At 66.8% G+C, this 20609-nt stretch carries 14 protein-coding genes; 9 read left to right on the forward strand and 5 right to left on the reverse strand.

The genetic code is table 11. The features are described 5' to 3' along the window. Positions 1-16 precede the first annotated feature (16 nt). The 4 genes from H3309_RS08230 to H3309_RS08245 all read left to right on the forward strand — a co-directional run bounded on the left by H3309_RS08230 (position 17) and on the right by H3309_RS08245 (position 5406). The gene (locus H3309_RS08230; RefSeq protein WP_182298316.1) at positions 17-1489 is read left to right on the forward strand and encodes an MFS transporter; all 1473 of its coding nucleotides are present in this window, start codon (positions 17-19) and stop codon (positions 1487-1489) included. 63 nt (positions 1490-1552) lie between these two features. Next, complete coding sequence (locus H3309_RS08235; RefSeq protein ID WP_182298318.1) at positions 1553-2245, forward strand: Coq4 family protein; 693 nt, start codon at positions 1553-1555, stop codon at positions 2243-2245. Positions 2246-2273: 28 nt separating this feature from the next. Beyond that, entirely contained in the window at positions 2274-2927 is a 654-nt protein-coding gene (locus tag H3309_RS08240) for a TetR/AcrR family transcriptional regulator (protein ID WP_182298320.1), read from the forward strand. A gap of 154 nt (positions 2928-3081) precedes the next feature. Further along, positions 3082-5406, forward strand: a complete 2325-nt coding sequence (locus tag H3309_RS08245) for a TonB-dependent receptor (protein WP_182298322.1) — start codon at positions 3082-3084, stop codon at positions 5404-5406. A gap of 12 nt (positions 5407-5418) precedes the next feature. Here H3309_RS08245 and H3309_RS08250 read toward each other — a convergent pair whose 3' ends face one another. Genes H3309_RS08250 through H3309_RS08265 form a run of 4 tightly spaced genes read right to left on the reverse strand, consistent with a single transcriptional unit; the run spans position 5419 to position 10357 of the window. Beyond that, a complete protein-coding gene (locus tag H3309_RS08250) occupies positions 5419-7206 on the reverse strand; it encodes an IlvD/Edd family dehydratase (protein WP_182298586.1) in 1788 nt (595 codons plus the stop codon). 35 nt (positions 7207-7241) lie between these two features. Continuing rightward, positions 7242-8585, reverse strand: coding sequence for a mannitol dehydrogenase family protein (locus tag H3309_RS08255; protein WP_398400272.1), 1344 nt, complete (start codon positions 8583-8585; stop codon positions 7242-7244). Continuing rightward, positions 8585-9586 (reverse strand): sugar kinase, encoded by a 1002-nt coding sequence (locus tag H3309_RS08260; RefSeq protein ID WP_182298327.1) that lies wholly within the window; start codon positions 9584-9586, stop codon positions 8585-8587. Before H3309_RS08260 ends, H3309_RS08255 begins: the two co-directional genes overlap by 1 nt. An 18-nt stretch (positions 9587-9604) precedes the next feature. Next, positions 9605-10357, reverse strand: coding sequence for a FadR/GntR family transcriptional regulator (locus H3309_RS08265; RefSeq protein WP_182298329.1), 753 nt, complete (start codon positions 10355-10357; stop codon positions 9605-9607). A 95-nt stretch (positions 10358-10452) separates the two neighbouring features. On the opposite strand from H3309_RS08265, the gene manD reads away from it, so the two are divergent. Next, positions 10453-11703, forward strand: coding sequence for a D-mannonate dehydratase ManD (gene manD, locus H3309_RS08270; protein ID WP_450097794.1), 1251 nt, complete (start codon positions 10453-10455; stop codon positions 11701-11703). 85 nt (positions 11704-11788) lie between these two features. On the opposite strand, the gene H3309_RS08275 is transcribed toward manD, so the two are convergent. Next, positions 11789-14827 carry a TonB-dependent receptor gene (locus H3309_RS08275; RefSeq protein ID WP_182298331.1) on the reverse strand — a complete coding sequence of 1013 codons (3039 nt, stop codon included), beginning with the start codon at positions 14825-14827 and terminating at the stop codon, positions 11789-11791. A gap of 145 nt (positions 14828-14972) precedes the next feature. On the opposite strand from H3309_RS08275, the gene H3309_RS08280 reads away from it, so the two are divergent. The 4 genes from H3309_RS08280 (at position 14973) to H3309_RS08295 (ending at position 20608) form a co-directional block, all read left to right on the forward strand. Then, entirely contained in the window at positions 14973-16091 is a 1119-nt protein-coding gene (locus H3309_RS08280) for a fumarylacetoacetate hydrolase family protein (RefSeq protein ID WP_182298333.1), read from the forward strand. Continuing rightward, positions 16088-17518, forward strand: a complete 1431-nt coding sequence (locus H3309_RS08285) for an aldehyde dehydrogenase family protein (protein WP_182298335.1) — start codon at positions 16088-16090, stop codon at positions 17516-17518. The genes H3309_RS08280 and H3309_RS08285 overlap by 4 nt, the downstream gene beginning before the upstream one ends. 12 nt (positions 17519-17530) lie before the next feature. Further along, positions 17531-19108 carry a sodium/sugar symporter gene (locus H3309_RS08290; RefSeq protein WP_182298337.1) on the forward strand — a complete coding sequence of 526 codons (1578 nt, stop codon included), beginning with the start codon at positions 17531-17533 and terminating at the stop codon, positions 19106-19108. Positions 19109-19309: 201 nt separating this feature from the next. After that, on the forward strand, positions 19310-20608 hold the full coding sequence (locus tag H3309_RS08295; RefSeq protein WP_182298339.1) for a family 4 glycosyl hydrolase: 1299 nt from the start codon (positions 19310-19312) through the stop codon (positions 20606-20608). The last annotated feature ends 1 nt before the right edge of the window (position 20609 follow it).

The raw sequence follows: 20609 nt of genomic DNA on the forward strand, positions 1-20609 counted from the left end.
CGCGAGGGACCGGCCGTTGACGCAACCAGAAATCATTTTTGCCCGGGCACGCGAACGGGTCGGTCGGCTGCCGGTCAGCAGCAAATTCTACCAGGCGTTGGGCGGCCTGCCGGACGCCTTCAAGACCTGGGCATTCAACACCTTCCTGCTGCTCTATTACAACCAGATCCTGGGCCTGCCGGCATCCTGGGTATCGCTGGTGCTGATGCTGGCGCTGGCGGTCGATGCCGTCACCGATCCGATGGTCGGCGCCTGGTCCGACGGGCTGCGCAGCCGTTTCGGGCGACGGCACGGCATGATGTACGCCTCGATCCTGCCGCTCGGCCTGTCGCTGTTTGCCATCTTCAACCCGCCGTCCGGCCTGTCTCACCCCGGGCTGGTGGCATGGCTGGCGCTGTTCGCCATCGGTGCTCGGGTGGCGATGACCTTCTTCCTGATTCCCTGGTCGGCGCTGTTCCCCGAACTGACCGACGACTATGCCGAACGCAGCGAGGTGCTGACCTGGCGCTATCTGGTGAGTGGCGCCGGAACGGTGCTGTTCACCGTCGCCGTCTGGTCCTATATCTTCCCCAGCAGCGCCCGCTTCACGCCGGGGCAGCTGAACCCGCAGGGCTATCCGATCTTCGCGCTGGTGCTATCGCTCAGCGTCATGGCGGCGGCGTTGCTGACGACCGCATTGACCCAGCGCGAAATCCCCTATCTGCGCCAGCCGGCGGTCGGCACCCGCTTCAGCCTGCGGCTGACGCTGCGTGATACGCTGGGCACGCTGCGCAACCCGGATTTCCGCATCCTCTTCATCGGCCTGCTGCTCTCCTCCACGATCAGCGGCACGCTGGGAGCGCTGGACATCTACATGATGACCTATTTCTGGGGGCTGACGCCCGAGCAGCTGCGCTGGTTCGCCATCGGCGGGATCGGCGGGATCATCGCCTTCGCCCTGATCCCGGCATTGCAGAAACGGTTGGACAAGAAGCACCTGTTGATCGCCGCGATGATGATCAGTCTCGTGAACGGGCTGGCCTTCATCGGCATGCGCTTCGCCGGCGTACTGCCGCCGGCGGACGATCCGTGGCTGCTGCGCATCCTGCTTGCCAATGAAGTGTTCCGCATCGCGCTCGCCTTCGTCATCGGCGTGATGTTCGTGTCGATGATCGCCGACACCATCGATGCCCAGGAACTGCACAGCGGCCGTCGCCAGGAAGGCGTGTTCTCGGCCGCCATCTCCTTCGCCAACAAGGCGATCTCCGGGCTGGGAATCCTCGCTGCCGGCATCCTCCTCGACCTGATGGTCAGGCTGCCGCCCGGCGTCACCCCGGCCACCCTGCCCCCGGGCGCCGCGGGCCGGCTGGGACTGACCGTCATGGCCGTGTCCCTGCTCTACCTGCTGCCCTTCTGGATCGCCTCACGCTACAGCATCTCCCGCGCGCGCCACCGCGAAATCCTGTACGCCTTGGCGGAACGGCGGACCGCGGGCCTTGCGCCGAATTAAATGAACGCGTACAATAAATTCAATGACGCCATGCGCGCGTCATGCTCCAACGGGATTTCAACGATGACCCCTGCCCTTGACCGCGACTTCGCACAGCATCTGCTGAATACCTACGACGATCCCGGCGCGCACGGCGTCCACCTGCTGTTCAACCAGTGGTGGCGCTATGCGCCCGAGCCGGCGATTGCCGCCTATGCCGCCGATTTCGCGCGCCTGCCCGACCAGCGCGAGTTCGTCGAGCGTCACTATTTCGCCGAGCCGCTCGACCTGGACGGGCTGGCCGCCTATCCCGCCGGCACGCTTGGGCGGGACTATCATGATTTCATCGTGGACAACCGCCTCGAGAAGAATATCGCCATCAATTACAGGCAGTTCCACGAGATGTTGCAGGCGTCGGGGCAACTCGACCGCATGCCTGCCGAGCTGCGCTACGCCATCATCCGCGGCTTTCAGGTGCATGACCTGCTGCACGTCCTGACCGGCTATCCCGCGACCGGGCCGGGGGAGATCGCCTTGCAGGCTTTCTGCCTGGCGCAAATCCGCTTCCCCTATTTCGCGATGTGGATGTCGGTGGTGACGACGCGGATGACGTTTCTCGATCCGCAGCAGATCGTGCCGATGATGGACGCCATCAGCGATGGCTGGCGACGGGGCCGGCAGGCGCGCAACATCCAGTTTGCGGAATGGGAGCGGATGCTGGACCAGCCGACCGCGGAGCTGCGCGCACGGCATGACCTGCAAGCTGCGATGCACTAACCGTTCCCAAATCCCCCCATGTCGCACTATGACAAAGGCCGGTGACATCAGGGACAAGGAACGGGCCATGGGCCGGCCGGCATTGAGCGAATTGCAGCGGACCGAAGCGCGGCGGCGCATTCGTGACGCGGCGCTGGACATCTATCGCGAAGGCGGGGTCGAGGCGGTGTCGATCCGGTCGGTGGCGCAGCGCGTGGGGGTGGCCGCCTCCGGCATCTATTCCTATTTCGACAGCCGGCAGGCGCTGATCGAATCGCTGTGGCTCGACCCCGTGCTGGCCACCGTGCAGCAGATGATCGATGTTGCCGCGCAGACCCCCGATCCCATCGCGCGGATCGAGCGGGTGCTGCGCATCTATATCGACTTCGCGCGCGACAATCCGGACGTCTATCGCGGTGCCTTCCTGTATGTGCGGCCCGACTCGGCCGCCGCCGTGCCGGGGCGCAACCTCTCTGAACTGCCCTTCCACACGATCATGCGTGATGCCATCGACGAGGCGCAGCGCGACAACCGCGCCGGTGAGGGCGATCCCGCGCTGATGGCACAATTGCTGTGGGCCGGGCTGCACGGCGCGCTGGCGCTGCCGGTCAATGTCGAGCATTGGGCGTTCGCGCCGCAGCCGGCGCTTGCCGAGGCCATGATCGATCTGCTGCTGCGCGGGATCCGCTGCGTGGCTTTCTGAGAACGCGTTCAATTTAATCCTTGACCCACCCTCGTCGCTTCGGCACATAAATAAAGAACGCGTTCAAAAAAACACGGGCGCGCCTCGGGGGAGGATGGTCATGGGCGGAATGGGCAGATCCGGGAGCACTGTTCTACTGCTTGCGCTGGGCGGCATGGCATCGACACAGACGGCGGCACAGACAGCGACGCGCGTGGAGGCCGCGCCACCCACCATCATCGTCACCGCGGAGAAGCGCGATGCGCCGCTGCTGACCACGCCGGCCTCGGTCGGGGTGATCGGCGACGCCGCGATCGGCAACGCTTTTCTGGTCGATACCATCGACCTGACATTGCTCGACCCGTCGCTGACCATCGGCGGCGGGCGCATCCGCATCCGCGGCGTGGGCACCGACGCCTTCGACGTGGCGGCGGAACCCAGCGTGTCGTTCGCGGTCGATGGCGTGGTGCTCGGTCGCACCGGCCAGGCATTCCTGGACCTGGTCGATGTCGAACGGGTGGAGGTGCTGCGCGGACCGCAAGGCACGCTCTATGGCAAGAATGTGTCGGCCGGGCTGGTCAATGTCATCACCAAGGCGCCGTCGCGTCGGCTGGAGGCGGAGGCCGAGTTGATCGCGGTGGAACAGGGCGAGTATCAGGTGAAGGCCGCCGTATCGGGGCCGGTCAGCGAACGGCTGCGGCTGCGCCTGTCGGGCAGCTACAAGCGGATCGGCGATTTCCTGGAAAACCCGGTGATCGGGCGCAAGACCAACGGCGACGAAAGCTGGACGGTGCGCGGCAAGGCGACGCTCGACCTGTCCGACAGCGTCGAGGCGACGCTGAGCGTCTGGACGCGCCGTGGCGACCGAACGGGGCCGGACGAGACCTTCCGCATCGTCAGCGATCCTACGATCGCCGCCGCCATCCGCCCGGTGGTGGCGGGCATCGGCAACCGGCAGGTGGCGACCGACGGCACCAGCTTCACGCGGCTCGACGAGACCGGTGCCATCCTCGACCTCGCCTGGCGGCCCGACGATGGCGCCACGCTGCGTTCCATCAGCGCCTTCATCGCCACGAAAACGCGCGGCAGCGACGATGTCGACGGCCGTCCCGACCTGACACCGCTGTACAGCGGCGGCATCACACCGCTGGGCACCGCCGGGCCGATCATCCTGACACAGGCGAACCGGCAGAAGATCACGCAATATTCGCAGGAATTCCGCCTCACGTCGCCCGATGGCCCGGTGCAATATGTCGCCGGGCTCTATGGCTTCAAGCTGAGACTGGAGGACAGCCTGACACGCGCCTTCGATGTCTGCATCCCCACCGGCCTCAACCTGCTGCCGGCGCTGCCGCCGGGATCGCCCTGCTTCGATCCGGCGCTGCTGCGGGGTCAGCCGCCGGGCATCCTGCCGTTGACCACCGCCTTCGGCGCGGCGGCGGGCCGGGCGGCGGTGGACCGGGTGGTGGACACCGAAACCGCCGCGGCGTTCGGCCAGGTGGACGTGCGGGTCGCGCCGCGGCTGACGCTGACCGGGGGTCTGCAGCTGCAATATGACCGCACCGCCTTCACCGTCAGCCAGCCCTTCCCTTCGCAGCCGCCGCTGGGGTTCGGCGCCGACCTGGGGCCGACACGGGGAGCGACCGATTCGACCGCGCTGTCGGGCCGGGTCGCCGCCCGTTTCGACATCCGGCCGGACCTCAGCAGCTATGCTTCCTACACCCGCGGCTACAAGTCGCCGACCGCGAGCCTGCAGGGGGCGACGGTGGGACGGGTGGACGCGGAAACGTCGAACGCGTTCGAAATAGGGCTGAAGGCCAATCTGGCCGACGGCCGGTTGTTCATCCAGGCGGCCGCCTTCTGGACCGACTATCGCAATTTCCAGACCGAGGCGTTCAGCCCCGCTTCCGCCAGCTTCGTGCTGACCAACGCCGGCAACACCCGCACGCGCGGCATCGAGTTGAGCCTGACCGCGCGGCCGACCCGGCACCTGAGCCTGAGCGGCGGCCTGTCCTATACCGACGCCACCATCCGGCGTTTCCCGCAGGGCCAATGTTTCGCGCCGACCGCGCTCGACCCGCGCTGCGTCACGCGCATCGTCAACGGCGCGGTGGTGCAGTCGGCCGACCTGGCTGGTGGCGACCTGCCCAATTCGCCCGACCTGAAGGTCAACCTGACGGTGCGGTACGAGGCGCCGGTGAGCGAGACGGTGACACTGTTCGGACAAGCCGCCTTCGTGTGGCAGGACAAGGTGCAATATGACCTGTCGCAGAACCCCAACACCATCCAGGGCGCCTATGGCCTGCTGGATGTCAGCGCCGGCATCGGCAGCCGTGACGAGCGCGTGCAGTTGACGCTGTTCGCGAAGAACCTGCTCGACCAGCGCTGGAGCAGCTTCATCTTCCAGGACTTTGTCCAGCGCGACAGCGTCAACATCCTGCAATTCTTCGACAAGCGATCGTCCCGCCTGTTCGGTGCCTCGTTGCGCTTCCGCTATTGACGACCGCCCCGCTCAGTGGCTGTCGCGCGGCAGCACCGCGGCGACGCGCTGGAAGCTCTCGGTGCCCTCCAGGATGGCACCGGTGTGGAGCTGGCCGACCTTTTCGCGGTAGAGCGCCTGCCAGGGGGTCTGCGCGGGCGGGATGCGATAGCCGCCTTCCGCTGCCAGCGCCGCGCGCCGCGCCGCCAGTTCCGCATCGCTGATGAGCACATCGACGCGGCGACGGCGCAGGTCCATACGCACCCGGTCGCCGCTTTTCAGGATCGCCAGCCCGCCACCGGCCGCCGCCTCCGGCGCGGCGTTCAGGATCGACGGGCTGCCCGAGGTGCCGGATTGGCGCCCGTCGCCGATGCAGGGGAGCGAGGCGATGCCCTCCCGGATCAGGTAGCCAGGCGCGCGCATGTTCACCACCTCGGCCGAGCCGGGGTAGCCGACGGGGCCGGTGCCGCGCATGAAGAGGAGCGTGCCGGCGTCGATGCCGAGCGCCGGGTCGTCGATTCGGGCGTGGTAGTCCTCCGGTCCGTCGAAAACGATGGCGGGGCCTTCGAAGGCGTCGGGATCGGCGGGGTTGGACAGATAGCGGGCGCGGAAGTCGGCGGAGATGACGCTGGTTTTCATCACCGCGGCATCGAACAGGTTGCCGCCGAGCACGATGAAGCCGGCATCCTTCAGCAGCGGCGTTTCGAACCGTCGGATGACGCGCTCGTCCTCGATCACGGCGTCGCGGCAATTGTCGCCGATCGTGCGGCCATTGGCGGTCATCGCGTCCTGATGAATGAGGCCGTGGCGCATCAGTTCGGCGACCACGGCGGGAACGCCGCCGGCACGGTAATAATCCTCACCCAGATATTCGCCGGCGGGTTGCAGGTTGACGAGCAGCGGCACGGCATGGCCATGGGTCTCGAAATCCGACAGCGGCAGGTCGATGCCGGCGTGGCGGGCGATGGCCGTCAGGTGGATCGGCGCGTTGGTGGAGCCGCCGATCGCCGAATTGACGACGATGGCGTTGAGAAAGGCCTCCCGCGTCAGGATATCGGAAGGTTTCAGCTGCTCGCGCACCATGTCGACGATGCGTTTCCCCGTGCGCCAGGCGATTTCCTGCCGGTCTCGATAGGGGGCGGGGATCGCGGCGCTGCCGGGGAGCTGCATGCCGAGCGCTTCCGCCAGCGAGTTCATGGTGGTCGCCGTGCCCATGGTGTTGCAATAGCCGGTCGACGGCGCCGACGAGGCGACCAGCGCGACGAAGCCGGCGGCGTCGATCGCGCCATTCGCCAGCATCTCGCGCGCCTTCCACACGATGGTGCCGGAGCCGGTGCGCTCGCCCTTGTGCCAGCCGTTCAGCATCGGCCCGACCGACAGCGCGATTGCCGGGATGTCGACGGTGGCGGCCGCCATCAGGCAGGCGGGCGTGGTCTTGTCGCAGCCGATGGTGAGGACGACGCCGTCGAGCGGATAGCCGTGCAGCACCTCGACCAGGCCGAGATAGGCGAGGTTGCGGTCGAGCGCGGCGGTGGGCCGCTTGCCGGTTTCCTGGATCGGGTGGACCGGGAATTCGATGGCGATGCCGCCGGCGTCGCGGATGCCCTCGCGCACCCGCTCGGCAAGGACGAGGTGGTGGCGGTTGCAGGGTGACAGGTCGCTGCCGGTCTGCGCGATGCCGATGATCGGCCGGCCGGATTGCAGCTCCTGCTGGCTGAGGCCGAAGTTGAGGTAGCGCTCGATATAGAGCGCGGTCATGTCGATATTGTCGGGATTGTCGAACCAGGCGCGGGAGCGCAGCGGTGGCGGTGTGGTGGGCATCATCGGTCCTGATCAGCGGTGGGAGGGGGTATAAATCATATAATTTCGAGCGTCACCTGCCGTGATCCGGTCGGAGGCGGCGCCAGGGCATCGACGATTTCGGCTTCGGCGCTTGGCGGCAGCGGCAGGGGGTCGATCAACGCCAGCATGGCCCGGACGCGATCGGCGGCGTCGCCAAGCGCGGCGGCGCGGCGGAGTTGTGCGGCGAGCGGATCGTCGAGAAGGGTTCCTACCTCCACGCAGCGGATCCAGGCGGCGACGGCGCGGGCAAGCGCCGGGGACCGCTGCCCGGCGGCGGCGCGATGGCGCAGCGGCGCGAGCAGGCGCTGCGGCAGCTTCTGCGACCCGTCGATGGCGATCTGCGCGGTGCGGTGTGGGAGCGACGGGTTGGCGAAACGCGCCATCAACGCACGGCAATAGCCATCGAGGTCGAAGCCGGCGGACAGGCGCAGCGTGGACGCGCTTTCGTGCCACAGCGTTTCGATGAAGCGGCGGCGGGCGGCATCGGCGACGAATTCGTGCACGAACGCGATGCCGGCAAGGCCGCCGATATAGGCGATGGCGGAATGGGCGCCGTTCAGCAGGCGGAGTTTCGCCTGCTCCCAAGGGCGGACATCGCTGGTGAGGTGCACGCCGAGCGCCGGGAAATCCGGGCGTTCGCCGGCGAAACGATCCTGGATCACCCACTGCCAGAAGGGTTCGGTGCGGACGGTCGCCTGGTCCTCCACCCCCAGCGCGTGGGCGACGGCGGCGACGTCCCGGGGCGTCGTGGCGGGTACGATGCGGTCGACCATGGTCTCGGGAAAGGCGCCGCGCCGCACGATCCAGTCGGCCAGCGCCGGGTCGCTGACCTGGGCAAGAACGGCGGCCGCCAGGCGACCGCCGTTGCCGGGAAGATTGTCGCAGCTGATCGCGGTGAAAGGGGCGAGGCCGGCCGCGCGGCGCGCCGCCAGCCCCCGGGCGAGAAAGTCGGCGGCGTTGCCCTGCCCTGGCTGGTAGCCCTTTTCGGTGACCGTCAGCGTGACGAGGTGCGTGGCGGGATCGGCGAGCGCGGCCACGACCGCCGCCGGCTGTTCCGGCGCGACCAGCAGCCGCGTGAGGGCGCCGATGACGCGGGGGTCGCACCGCGGGCCGCCGGCCTCCACGAGGGTGTAGAGCCCGTCCTGCGGGTGCAGGCTGTCGCGGACGGCGGGGGAGCGCAGCGATACGCCGGTGATGCCCCAGCGTGCGTCCCCGCCGTTCAGCGCGGCTTCGAAGACGGGCGCCTGGTGAGCACGGTGGAAGGCGCCGACGCCGATGTGGACGACACCGCGGTGGATGGCGCGGCGGTCATAGCGGGGTGGCGGGCCCGGGCGGGTGCCGGGATGCAGGCGGGGGATCACCGGCGGACGTCGCGGTCGCCGCGGCGGAAGGCGGCGAGCTCGGCGGCGGTGGTCAGGCTGGCGTCACCCGACAGCCCATGTTTCAGGATGGAGAGCGCAAGGCCGGTCTCCGCCGCATGGGCAAGATCGGCCGGCCGTTCGGCAAGGGCGTGCAGCACGCCGGCGGCAAAGGCGTCGCCGCCACCGATGCGTTCCACCACCGGAAACTCGACCGCCGCCGTTTCGGCATGGCCGGCGCGGCTGTCGAGCCGGGCGGACAGGCGGTGCCGGTCGCTACCCAGGACGGTGCGGCGGGTGCCCGCGACGACGGCGAGGTTGGGGAAGGCGGCGAAGGCGGCCGCGACGGCGCGGTCATGATCGGCGACGGCGGTTTCGAGCAGCAGGGCGATGTCGCGCGCGTCGCCGAACAGGATGTCGGCGGCGGCGGCGAGCGGGCGCAGCAAGGCGGGTGCCAGATGCTCGCGGCCGGTCCACAGGCTGGCACGGTAGTTGCCGTCGAACGCGACCGGGATGCCGGCGTTGCGGGCGGCGGCGACGGCAGCCGATGCGGCGGCGGCGGGACCGGCGCCGAGCGCTGCGGTGATGCCGGAGAGATGCAGCCGCGACGCGCCGGCGAGCAGGGGCGGCCAACTGAAACTGTCGGCGTCGATGCCGGCGAAGGCGCTGCCGGCGCGGTCATAGACGATGTGGGCGGCGCGCAGCGAGGCGCCGGGAGTGAGGAAATAGAGGCCGAGGCGGCCATCGGCGAAGCGGCATCCCGTGGTATCGACGCCGTATCGGCGCAGGTGCTGGATCGCGGCATCACCCAGCGGGTTGGCCGGCAGGCGGGTGACATGGCGCGCCGGATGGCCGAGGCGGGCGAGCGCGATGGCGACATTGGCCTCTGCACCTGCGAAATGCGCGTTCACATATGAATCCTGCAGCAGCATGCTGCCGGCAGGGGCGGTCAGGCGCAGCAGCAGTTCGCCGAAACAGACGACGGGACCGGTTGTGGTCATCGCCCGACCGGGCGCGGTTCAGAGCGCGGCATAGCGCTGTCGTTCGGCGGCGACGCGGGCGCGGGCCTGTTCGACTTCGTGCACCTCGGTGGCGGCGAGCAGCGAATCGACGGCGCGCGAGAGGTGGGTGTGCATGGCGCGGCGGGCGGCCTCGGGATCGCGGCGGCGCAGCGCGTCGACGATGGCGCTGTGCTCGTCCTCCCGCGGGATGATGCCGGCCTGCTGCGCCTTCAGCGTCAGCAGTTTCGTTTGTGGCGAGCGGGCGCGGGCGGCCCACAGCGCCTCGACGGTATCGACCATCACGCTGTTGCAGGTGGCGGCGGCGATCTGGACATGGAAGCGCCGGTCGGCATCTTCGGACATGACGACGTCGCGCTCGTTCTCGCGGCGCATCTCGTCCACCAGAAGTTCGAGCGCGATGATCTGTTCGGGGGTGATGCGCGCGGCGGCGAGCGCGCAGACCTCGCTTTCGAAGGCGCGGCGGGCTTCCAGCAGCTCGAACGGGCCGACGTCGGTGGCGCCCGCGGTGCCGCCGACGGGCTGGTTGGCGGTGACATACACCCCGGAGCCGACCCGCACCTCGATCAGGCCGTCGAGTTCGAGGGCGATCAGCGCCTCCCTGACCGTGGGGCGGGAGACGGCATAGGTCTGGGCGAGGTCGCGTTCCGACGGCAGGCGTTTGCCCACCGCGAACTCGCCGCGAAGAATGCGCGCGGACAGGTCCTGCGCAACCCGTTCATAGAGCCGACCGGAGGGTGCCTTTTCGTTCATATGTCTTCCTATCTGGTCAGACCAATGTGGACAAGCCTGTTTTCGGCGGCTATCACGGGGTGAAGCGGGAGAGCAGCATGCACGCGATGTCCGGGATGCAGGTGGCGGACGAGGTCAAGCCACGGTCGCTGCCGTGCCTGACCATCCGGTCGGCCAAGGTGATCGTCTGTTCGCCCGGACGCAATTTCGTTACCCTCAAGATCGAGACGGATGCCGGAATATACGGCATCGGCGATGCCACACTCAATGGCCGCGAGAAAGCGGTTGTGGCCTATCTGGAAGAGCATGTCATCCCGACGCTGATCGGGCGCGATGCCCGGTCGATCGAGGATATCTGGCAGTTCCTGTACCGGGGCGCCTATTGGCGGCGCGGGCCGGTGACGATGCGCGCCATCGCCGCGGTGGATGTGGCATTGTGGGACATCAAGGGCAAGGCGCTGGGAACGCCGCTGTATGACCTGCTGGGCGGCAGGAGCCGTGACCGCATCATGGTCTATGGTCATGCCAATGGCTCGACCATTGAGGAGACGGTGGCGGCGGTGGGTCGCTACGTCGACGCCGGCTATCAGGCGGTGCGGGCGCAATGTGGTGTGCCGGGCGTGAAGCTGGCCTATGGCGTAGGGCGCGGCGATCTTTATTATGAGCCGGCCGACAGCCAGTTGCCGACGGAAACCAGCTGGTCGACGGCCCGCTATCTGGGCTTCATCCCCAAGCTGTTCGACCGGCTTCGCGAGGTCCATGGCTTCGACGTGCACCTGCTGCACGATGGCCATCACCGGATGACCCCGCTGGAGGCGGCACAGCTGGGCCGGTCGCTGGAGCCGCACCGGCTGTTCTGGCTGGAGGATGTGACCCCGGCCGAAAACCAGGAGGCCTTCCGGCTGATCCGGCAGCATACGGTAACGCCGCTGGCTGTGGGGGAGATTTTCAACACCATCTGGGACGCCAAGGACCTGATCCAGCACCAGCTGATCGACTATATCCGGATGACCGTGGTGGGGTCGGGCGGGATCACCCACCTGCGCCGGGTGGCCGATTTCGCCGCGCTGTGGGGCGTGCGCACCGGGGCGCACGGGGCGACCGACCTGTCCCCGGTGACGATGGGCGCGGCGCTGCATTTCGACAGCTGGGTGCCGAACTTCGGCATCCAGGAGTATATGCGCCACAGCCCGGAAACGGACGCCGTGTTCCCGCACGCCTATGGCTTCGAGCGGGGCTTCATGACGCCTGGCGAGGCGCCGGGACATGGCGTGGACATCGATGAGGCGCTGGCGGCGAACTATCCCTATCGGCCGATGCAGCTGCCCGTGGCGCGGCTGGAGGACGGGACGATGTGGAACTGGTGAGGCGCGTGTCGGGATCGTGAAAACGGCGGCTTTCCGAGGGGAAGGCCGCCGTTTCCTTTTTTGGCTGCCGCGGCCGGGCGGCGGGTCAGAAATTCGCCCGCACCCCGAAGGTCAGGTTGATGCCGTTCTTGAAGGCATTGTCGACGCGCGATTTCTCGTCGCCATATTTGCCGTCCTTCTGGCGGGCGAACTGGAAGGTCCGCGTGTTCGTCAGGTTCTGCGCGTCGATCCTGAATTCGATGTTTTTGGTGACCTTGTAGCCGGCGGAGGCATCGAGGTAGCCGCGACCGTTCGACCAGATCTGCGTATCGATGCCGTTGTTCTGCGTCAGGAAGGAGGTGACATTGCCGCCTTCGAACTGTTCGGCGCGATAGGTGTAGGAGGCGCGCAGCGACAGCGGGCCCTTTTCGTAATAGACCGTGCCGCTGAGCGTGTATTTCGGCAGGATCCGCAACCGCTGCTTGGTGCCATCGGTCGCCGTCCAGGGCAGATCGGCGGTGCTGATCAGCGTGAGGCTGCCGATCAGGCCGAGGCCGTCGAACGGCTGCGGCAGGAAGCGGAGCTGTTGCTGATAGGCGAATTCGAAGCCCTTGACGGTGTAGCGGTCGAGGTTGACCGGACGGTTGACGGTGAAGGGCTCGTTCGGATTGACGCCATTTCCCGTGTTGATCGGGGAGGAAAAGAGCGAATCGGGAATGCCGAGCGTGCTGAAGGGAATGTTGGTCTCGGTCTGCTGGACCGGGCGGTTGGTGATGACCTTGGTGAAATAGCCGGCGCTGAGCACGCCGCCGCGGTCGAAATACCATTCACCGATGAAATCCCAGTTGCTGGCATATTGCGGTGCCAGGTCCGGATTGCCGATGGTGATCGAGGCGATGCCCGGGTTGGGAATGCTGACCGGGCTGGAGATCAGGCGCAGCGAGCTGCGCGTCAGCGTGCGGCCGTACAGCACCCGCGCGAGGATGGTATCCGTGACATTGTACACGGCCGAGGCCGAGGGCAGCCAGTTCTTGTAGCCGCCGCGGATGTTCACCGGTGTGGCGACGCCGGCGCGCAGGGCGAAGTTGTTGATGTCGGTGGTGGTGTCGACATAGCGCAGGCCGACATTGCCGCGCAGCGTGTTGCCGAACAGCTCGGTGCGGAAATCGGTCTGCACGAACAGGGCCTTGATGCGCTCGACCGTCTTGAAGGAGGTGCTGGCATCGAACGGCGCGGAGGCGTTGGCGCTGTCGATGTTGAGCGTGTTTTCCAGATAGTCGCGGCTGACGAACAGCCACGACGTGGGCGCATTGGCCGAGCCCTGGTTGCTGAACCCGCTGAGGTTGAGCGGGGTCAGGATCGTCTGGAAATAGGCTGCTTTCTGCGCCGGCGTGAGGGCGCCGAAGCGGCCGACGCCCGGCACGACGAACTGGCTGAGCGGATTGGCGGGGTCATTGGCGCCGTTGCCGAACGAGCTGCGCTGAAGCTCCTTCGTCGATTCGGTATAGGCGCCACCGATCTTCAGCTTGCCGTCGAACGCGCCCCAGCCCCAATCATATTCGACGACCAGGCGGGCATTGCGCTGGAGATCCTTTTCCTGGGTGCGGAAACCGGTCAGCAACAGCTCGCGATAGCTGGTGGCGTCCAGCAGGCTGCGGTTGGTCGACAGGGTGGGAAAGAAGGGGTCGGTCGCGGAATCGAAGGTGATCGTGTGCAGCGCATCGAGGCCGTTGATGATCGCCGTGTTGTCCGACCGTTCCGCCTTGCTGCGGGACTGGCCGGCCTGCGCCACCAGGGTGAGGTCCTCCGTCAGCTTGAAGCGGCCGTTCAAGGTGATGTTGAAGAATTCCGTGCGCGACTTGGTATAGACATCGGCATTCTGCAGCGTGACGTTGCCGAAGCTGCCCTGAAGCTTGCCATTGGCATCGACGGAGGGCTTCAGCGGAACCCAGGCCGGGATGTTCGTGCTGGAGATCGCGCCGTTGCTGACCAGGAAATTGGGATTGAAGGCCGGTCCCTGCGCGATCCGGATGGAGCCGCGGGTGGGGAAGCCGAGGATGTGGCGCTGAAACTCGTCGTCGAGCTTTGAATAGAGCATGTCGAGGCTGACATCGACGCGGTCGGTCTTCCACTGCAACGAGGCGTTGCCGCCCCAGCGTTCGCGCTCGTTCTGCGTCGCCACGGAACGGAACAGCCGCGGGACGAGCGCTTCGGACAGGTCCGCGCGGGACACGCCGTTCAGGTTGGCGGCGGGGTTGGTGTAATCCAGGCGGAAGGTATCGAGGCCATTCGTGCCGCCGGGCGGCGGGGTGACGCTGGCACCGCCGCGCAGGTCGTTGAATGCAGAGTTGGGGTTGAAGCGGACGTTGGCCGCCTCGCTGTAATACATGCCGGTCGATTCGAAGCCGCCGCGACGGTTGCGGTTGCCCGACTTCGCGACGCCGATCAGGATGCCGAAATCGCCGAAGTTGCCGCTGACCAGCAGGTTGCCGCGCGGGTTCCAATATTTGGACAGCGTGTTGTACTGCCCCGACACACCACCGGAAATCTTCAGGCCGGGGCGGTCGAAGGGTTTGGGCAGGCGCAGGTTGACGACGCCGGCGACGCCGCCCTCCTCCAATTCCGCCAGCGGCGTCTTGATGACGTCGGCCCGTGCGAACAGTTCGGAAGGGAAAACGTCATAGTTGAAGTCCCGGGTGGAACCGCCGATGTTCGTCGAGGAGGTGGTCTTGATCTGCGCGCCGTTCAGCGTGGTCAGCGTGAATTCGGCGCCAAGGCCGCGCAGCTGGATGCGGTTGCCTTCGTTGCTTTCGGAATTGCGCACCATCTCGATGCCGGGAATGCGCTGCAACGCTTCGGCGATGTTCTGCGTGGGGAATTTGCCGATATCCTCGGCGACGATCGAATCGACGACGGCGATGGCCTGGCGCTTGATGTCGAGGCCGGCCTCGAGACTGGCGCGGAAGCTGGTGACGACGATGTCGTCAGGCTCGGGCGCCGGCGGTGTGGCAGGGACCGGCGCGGTCGTTGCCGGCGGTTTGGACGCGGCGGGGGCGGGTTTGGCCGGTGCCGCCTGCGCGTGCAGTGGTGACACGATCATCATGGACATGGTCAGCGCGGTTGCGCCCATCAGGTGCCGTTTCACCACATTCTCCCCTTATTTGATATTTTGGTATGACCAGTTTAATGACATATTGAGTATGTGGTCAAGCCTCTATCACAGATATTCGCTGGACATGGGCAATTCACCAGCGCATCTGGTCTGACCATTGCCGGGATGCGGAGCGGACATGCGTGAAATGAAAAGCGAAGACCTGCCGGTCGATGCCGACCGTGCCACCTTGCTGGGGCGGGTGTTGCTGCCGGCCGGGCCATCGCCCGTTGCGGTGCGGGACGGGCGGGTGATCGACCTTTCCGGGCAGGCGCCGACGCTGCGTGACCTGGTGGAAACCACCGCCTGGCACGGGCGCGGCGTCGATGCCGGGCCGATGGACGGGGCGCCGCTGCTCAGCCCCATCGACCTGCAATGCGTGAAGGCGGCGGGCGTGACCTTTGCCCTGTCCGCCATCGAGCGCGTGATCGAGGAGCGGGCGCGCGGCGACGCTGCGGCGGCGGACGCCATCCGGGGGGGACTGGAGACGCGCATCGGCAACGACATCCGCAGCGTGCGGCCGGGATCGGAGGCGGCGGCGGCGCTGAAGGCGGCACTGATTGCGGACGGCCTGTGGTCGCAATATCTGGAGGTGGCGATCGGGCCGGACGCGGAGGTGTTCACCAAGGCACCGGTGCTGTCCACGGTGGGGCATGGCGCGGACATCGGCATCCGGTCCGATTCGCACTGGAACAATCCGGAGCCGGAGGTGGTGCTGATCGTCAACCGCGCCGGCGTGCCGGTGGGGGCGACGCTGGGCAACGACGTGAACCTGCGCGATTTCGAGGGGCGGTCGGCGCTGCTGCTTGGCAAGGCGAAGGACAATAATGCCTCTTGCGCGCTGGGGCCGTTCATCCGCCTGTTCGATGCGCATTTCACGCTGGACGATGTCCGCGATGCCGAGCTGACGCTGACGATCGAGGGCAGCGACGGCTATGTGCTGCGCGGTGCCAGCTCGATGAAGCAGATCAGCCGCGATCCGCTGGAACTGGTGCGGCAGGTGATGAGCGAACATGACTATCCGGACGGCTTCGTGCTGTTTCTAGGCACGCTGTTCGCGCCGACGCAGGATCGCGACGATGCGGGCCGGGGGTTCACCCACAAGGAGGGCGATATCGTGACCATTTCATCGCCGCGGCTGGGCACGTTGCGCAATCGGGTCACCAGCTGTGGCGCGGCGGCGCCCTGGGCGTTCGGCATCTCGGATCTGATGCACAACCTTGGCGCCCGCGGGCTGCTGACGGAGGGCCGTTCGTGAACCTGACCCACTATATCGGCGGCCACTTCGTCGCCGCGGACCCGGTGTTCGAAAGCCTCAACCCGTCGGACACGGATGATGTCGTCGCGCGCTATCCGGCGGGCGGGGCGGGCGAGGTGGATGCCGCCGTCGGGGCCGCGCGGGCCGCCTTTCCCGCCTGGTCGATGGCATCGCCGGAGGTGCGCGCCGACCTGCTGGACAAGGTCGGCGCCACGCTGATGGCGCGGGCGGCCGAGCTGGGCACCCTGCTGGCGCGGGAGGAAGGCAAGACCCGCGCCGAGGGGACGGGCGAGGTGATGCGGGCGGCGCGCATCTTTCGCTATTTCGCCAGCGAAGCGCTGCGGCGGCATGGGCAGACGCTTGAATCGACGCGGCCGGGCCTGGATGTCGCCACCTATCGCGAGGCGGTGGGGGTGATCGGGCTGATCACGCCATGGAATTTCCCCATCGCGATCCCGGCGTGGAAGGCGGCGCCGGCGCTGGCGTTCGGCAACACGGTGGTGCTGAAGCCGGCGAACCCGACTCCGGCGATCGCGCATGCGCTGGCGACGATCATCCATGAATGCGGCGCTCCGGCGGGCGTGTTCAACATGGTGCTGGGCCAGGGGGGGGTCGGGTCGGCACTGGTCGATCATGCCGGGGTGGACGCGGTTTCCTTCACGGGCTCCCAGGCGGTGGGCGGCAGGGTGGCGGCGGCCGCGGTGGCGCGGCAGGCGCGCGTGCAGCTGGAGATGGGGGGCAAGAACCCACTGGTGGTGCTGGCCGATGCCGACCTGGAGCGGGCGGTAACAATCGCGCTGGATGGCGGGTTCTTCCAGACCGGGCAGCGCTGCACGGCATCGTCGCGCGTGATCGTGGAGGATGCGCTCCACGACCGTTTCGTGGCGGCGCTGGCGGAGCGGGCAGCGGCGTTGCGGGTGGGCCATGCGCTGGAGGCGGACACGCAGGTGGGGCCGGCGGCGAGCGAGGCGCAATTCGAGCGGAACCTGCGCTATGTGGCGATCGCCACCGGCGAGGGCGGACGACTGGTGACCGGTGGCACGGCGCTGCGCCTGGCGACGCCGGGTTATTTCATGGCGCCGACGCTGATCGCCGATACCGCGCCGGACATGCGGATCAATCGCGAGGAGGTGTTCGGGCCGCTGGTGTCGACGGTCAGGGTGCGGGATTATGAGGAGGCGCTGGCGATGGCCAACGCCGGCAACTTCGGGCTGTCGGCCGGAATCGTCACGACGAGCCACGCCCGCGCGCGCCATTTCCGCCGGCACGTGCGCGCCGGCATGGTGATGGTCAACCTGCCGACGGCGGGGGTGGATTATCATGTGCCATTTGGCGGAACGCGCGGTTCCAGCTATGGTGCGCGTGAGCAGGGGTTCGCCGCGGTCGAATTCTATACGCAAATGAAAACGGTGTATTCCGGGGACTGACGAGGGGCGAACATGGGGTTGTCAACGCTCGATCTGGCGATTGTCATCACCTATGGCCTGTTCATCTTCGGGCTGGCGCAATATATTTCGCGCGAGAAGGCGGGCGCCGGGCCGAAGGATACGACCGATTATTTCCTGGCGTCGCGCAACCTGCCCTGGTGGGCGATCGGCGCGTCGCTGATCGCCTCGAACATCTCGGCCGAACAGATCGTCGGCATGTCGGGGTCCGGGTTCGCGATCGGGCTGGCCATCGCTTCCTATGAATGGATGGCGGCGCTGACGCTGTTGATCGTGGGCAAATATTTCCTGCCGATCTTCCTGAAGAACGACATCTTCACCATGCCGCAGTTCCTGGAACGGCGGTACGGCACCAACATCCGCACGCTGATGGCGCTGTTCTGGCTGGTGCTCTACGTGTTCGTGAACCTCACCTCGATCATCTGGCTCGGTTCGATCGCGGTGACGAAAGTGGCGGGCGTGGACCAGGATATCGCGCTGGCGGGGCTCGGGCTGTTCGCGCTGGTCTATCAGCTGCGCGGCGGGCTGAAGGCGGTGGCGCTGACCGATATCGTTCAGGTGACGCTGCTGGTGCTGGGCGGGCTGACGATCACCGGCCTGGCGCTGCACCAGTTGGGTGGCAGCGGCGGCATCGTGGCGGGGTTCGACCGGCTTGTGACCGAGGTGCCGGGGCATTTCCACATGATCCTGACCCCCGATAACCCCTTCTACAAGGACCTGCCGGGGATTTCGGTGCTGATCGGCGGCATGTGGATCGCCAACCTCAGCTATTGGGGGTTCAACCAATATATCATCCAGCGCGCGCTGGCGGCGAAGTCTCTGGCGGAGGCGCAGAAGGGCGTGCTGTTCGCGGCCTTCCTGAAGCTGCTGATGCCGGTGATCATCGTGCTGCCGGGCATCGCCGCGGTGCTGCTGGCGCCCGACATCGCGCGGCCGGACGAAGCCTATCCCACCTTGATGCGGCTGCTGCCGACAGGGCTGCTGGGGCTGGTGTTCGCGGCGCTGGTGGCGGCCATCGTTGCCTCCACCGCATCGAAGATCAATTCGGTGGCGACGATCTTCACGCTGGATGTCTATGCCAAGATCGGCAAGGCGGAGGCCGGCCCGGCGCGCGAGAAGCATCTGATCATGGTGGGCCGTATCGCCGCCGCCGTGTCGATCCTGATCGCCATCGCCACGGCACGGCCGCTGCTGGGCAGTTCGGACCAGGCCTTCCAGTTCATCCAGGAGTTTTCCGGCTTCTTCACGCCGGGCATCACGGTGATCTTCCTGCTGGGCCTGTTCTGGAAGCGCGCCAATGAAGCCGGCGCGATCAGCGCGGCGGTGGCGTCGGTGGCGCTCTCCTATGCCTTCAAGACGGGGCTGCCCGCCCTGCCCTTCATGGACCGGATGGGTCTCGTCTTCCTGGCCTCGCTGGCGCTGGCGGTCGTCGTCTCGCTGCTGACGCGTCCGTCCAAGGGCGGCGACACGATCGACACGGCAAGCGTGAGCTATGCCACGCGGACGAGTTTCAACATCGGCTCGGGCGTGGTGATCGCGATCCTGATCGCGCTCTATGCCACCTGGTGGTGAGATCGCCTCCACCATGCCTTGACCGGGGTGCAGTTGAGCGCTGAATCCTGCCTTTATGCAGCGAGAAACTGCCCTTGACTCGCGATCTTCTGGTAGGTACCGGTAACTACCAGAAGCACAGAGATGGATGGTCGGTTTCGACAGGTCGACGCGCACCTGGTTGGTTGCCGCACATATCCATCGTTCAACGGGATCGTCGTCATGGCACGATTGAAAATCGCATATGTCGGCGGCGGGAGCACACGTGCCCCCGGCACCAACCTTGCGTGGATCAAGCAGCATGCGAATTTCAGCGGGTCTGAAATCGTGCTGGTTGACCTTCATCGGGAGCATCTCGGCATCGTCACGACACTTGCGAACCGGATGGCGCGGGCCGCTGGCGCCGACCTGAGGTTCACATCGACGACCAGTCTGGAGGAAGGGCTGCGGGATTGCGATGTCGTCCTCACCAGCTATCGCCCCGGCGGGTTCGAGGCACGTCACCTGGATGAGAGCATCCCGTTGAAGCATGGCGTCATTGGCCAGGAGACTCAGGGACCCGGCGGTTTCTTCATGGCGCTGCGATCCATTGAGGTGATGAAACGGATTACCGAGGTCATGGCGCGGGTATGCCCGCAGGCGTGGCTGTTCAACTACACCAATCCGGTGAACATCGTGGCGCAGGCCGTGACGCTGCATAGCGACCGCAAGATCGTGTCGCTGTGCGAAGGGCCGATCGTCTTTCCCGAATGGATCTGCATGTGCGCGGGCCTGCCCACCGACAGGCTCGACGTGGCGATGATCGGGCTCAATCACGGATCATGGGGTGTGCGCCAGCTTCATGATGGCGTCGACCTTATCGAGAAGGTGCGGCCGCTGGCGCCCGAAATCATGGCGAATGACAGGGTGCCGCTGGCGGTGAAGCGCATGATCGACATCAGCCTGCGCACGGGTCATGTCGCGGCCCAATATTACATGTATTATTATTTCCGCGACGAGATCCTGGCAGAACTGAAGGCCGCGCCGATGACACGGTCGCAGGCCATCATGGCGAAGACCGACGAAAACTGGCGGCACTATGCCGAGCAGGCCATGTCCGACGCGCCCGTCCTTGACCCGGACAGGTCGCGCAGCAGCGTCGACGAGATGGAAATCGCCATCGACATCATGGATGCGATGTACAACGACCGCGGCGAGACATGGCATGTCAACGTGCCCAATCACGGTGCCATCCCGAACCTGGCCGACGACATGGTCGTGGAGGTGCCCGGCGTCGTCGATCGCCAGGGCATCCGGCCGATCGCATCCGGGCCTATCCCGCCGCCCGTGGCCGGGATCACCCACATGCTGGCCGAATATCAGTATCTGACCGCCAAGGCGGCGTGGGAGGGCAACCGCCACCAGGCGTTGCAGGCGCTGATGAGCAACCCGCTGGTGATGTCGGCCAACAAGGCCGAGGCCATCTATGACGAAATGGCGAAGGCGCATCGCGCCCATCTGCCCGCCCGGCTGCTCGCTTAGG

It is taken from the genome of Sandaracinobacteroides saxicola (assembly GCF_014117445.1).
Lineage (GTDB): Bacteria > Pseudomonadota > Alphaproteobacteria > Sphingomonadales > Sphingomonadaceae > Sandaracinobacteroides_A > Sandaracinobacteroides_A saxicola.

Bases quoted from the DNA above. Each gene is read 5' to 3' on its own strand.
- H3309_RS08235 (WP_182298318.1), top strand. From the start codon at position 1,553: ATGACCCCTGCCCTTGACCGCGACTTCGCACAGCATCTGCTGAATACC.
- H3309_RS08240 (WP_182298320.1), top strand. From the start codon at position 2,274: ATGACAAAGGCCGGTGACATCAGGGACAAGGAACGGGCCATGGGCCGG.
- H3309_RS08245 (WP_182298322.1), top strand. From the start codon at position 3,082: ATGGCATCGACACAGACGGCGGCACAGACAGCGACGCGCGTGGAGGCC.
- H3309_RS08250 (WP_182298586.1), bottom strand. From the start codon at position 7,206: ATGCCCACCACACCGCCACCGCTGCGCTCCCGCGCCTGGTTCGACAAT.
- H3309_RS08260 (WP_182298327.1), bottom strand. From the start codon at position 9,586: ATGACCACAACCGGTCCCGTCGTCTGTTTCGGCGAACTGCTGCTGCGC.
- H3309_RS08265 (WP_182298329.1), bottom strand. From the start codon at position 10,357: ATGAACGAAAAGGCACCCTCCGGTCGGCTCTATGAACGGGTTGCGCAG.
- manD (WP_450097794.1), top strand. From the start codon at position 10,453: ATGCAGGTGGCGGACGAGGTCAAGCCACGGTCGCTGCCGTGCCTGACC.
- H3309_RS08280 (WP_182298333.1), top strand. From the start codon at position 14,973: ATGCGTGAAATGAAAAGCGAAGACCTGCCGGTCGATGCCGACCGTGCC.
- H3309_RS08290 (WP_182298337.1), top strand. From the start codon at position 17,531: ATGGGGTTGTCAACGCTCGATCTGGCGATTGTCATCACCTATGGCCTG.
- H3309_RS08295 (WP_182298339.1), top strand. From the start codon at position 19,310: ATGGCACGATTGAAAATCGCATATGTCGGCGGCGGGAGCACACGTGCC.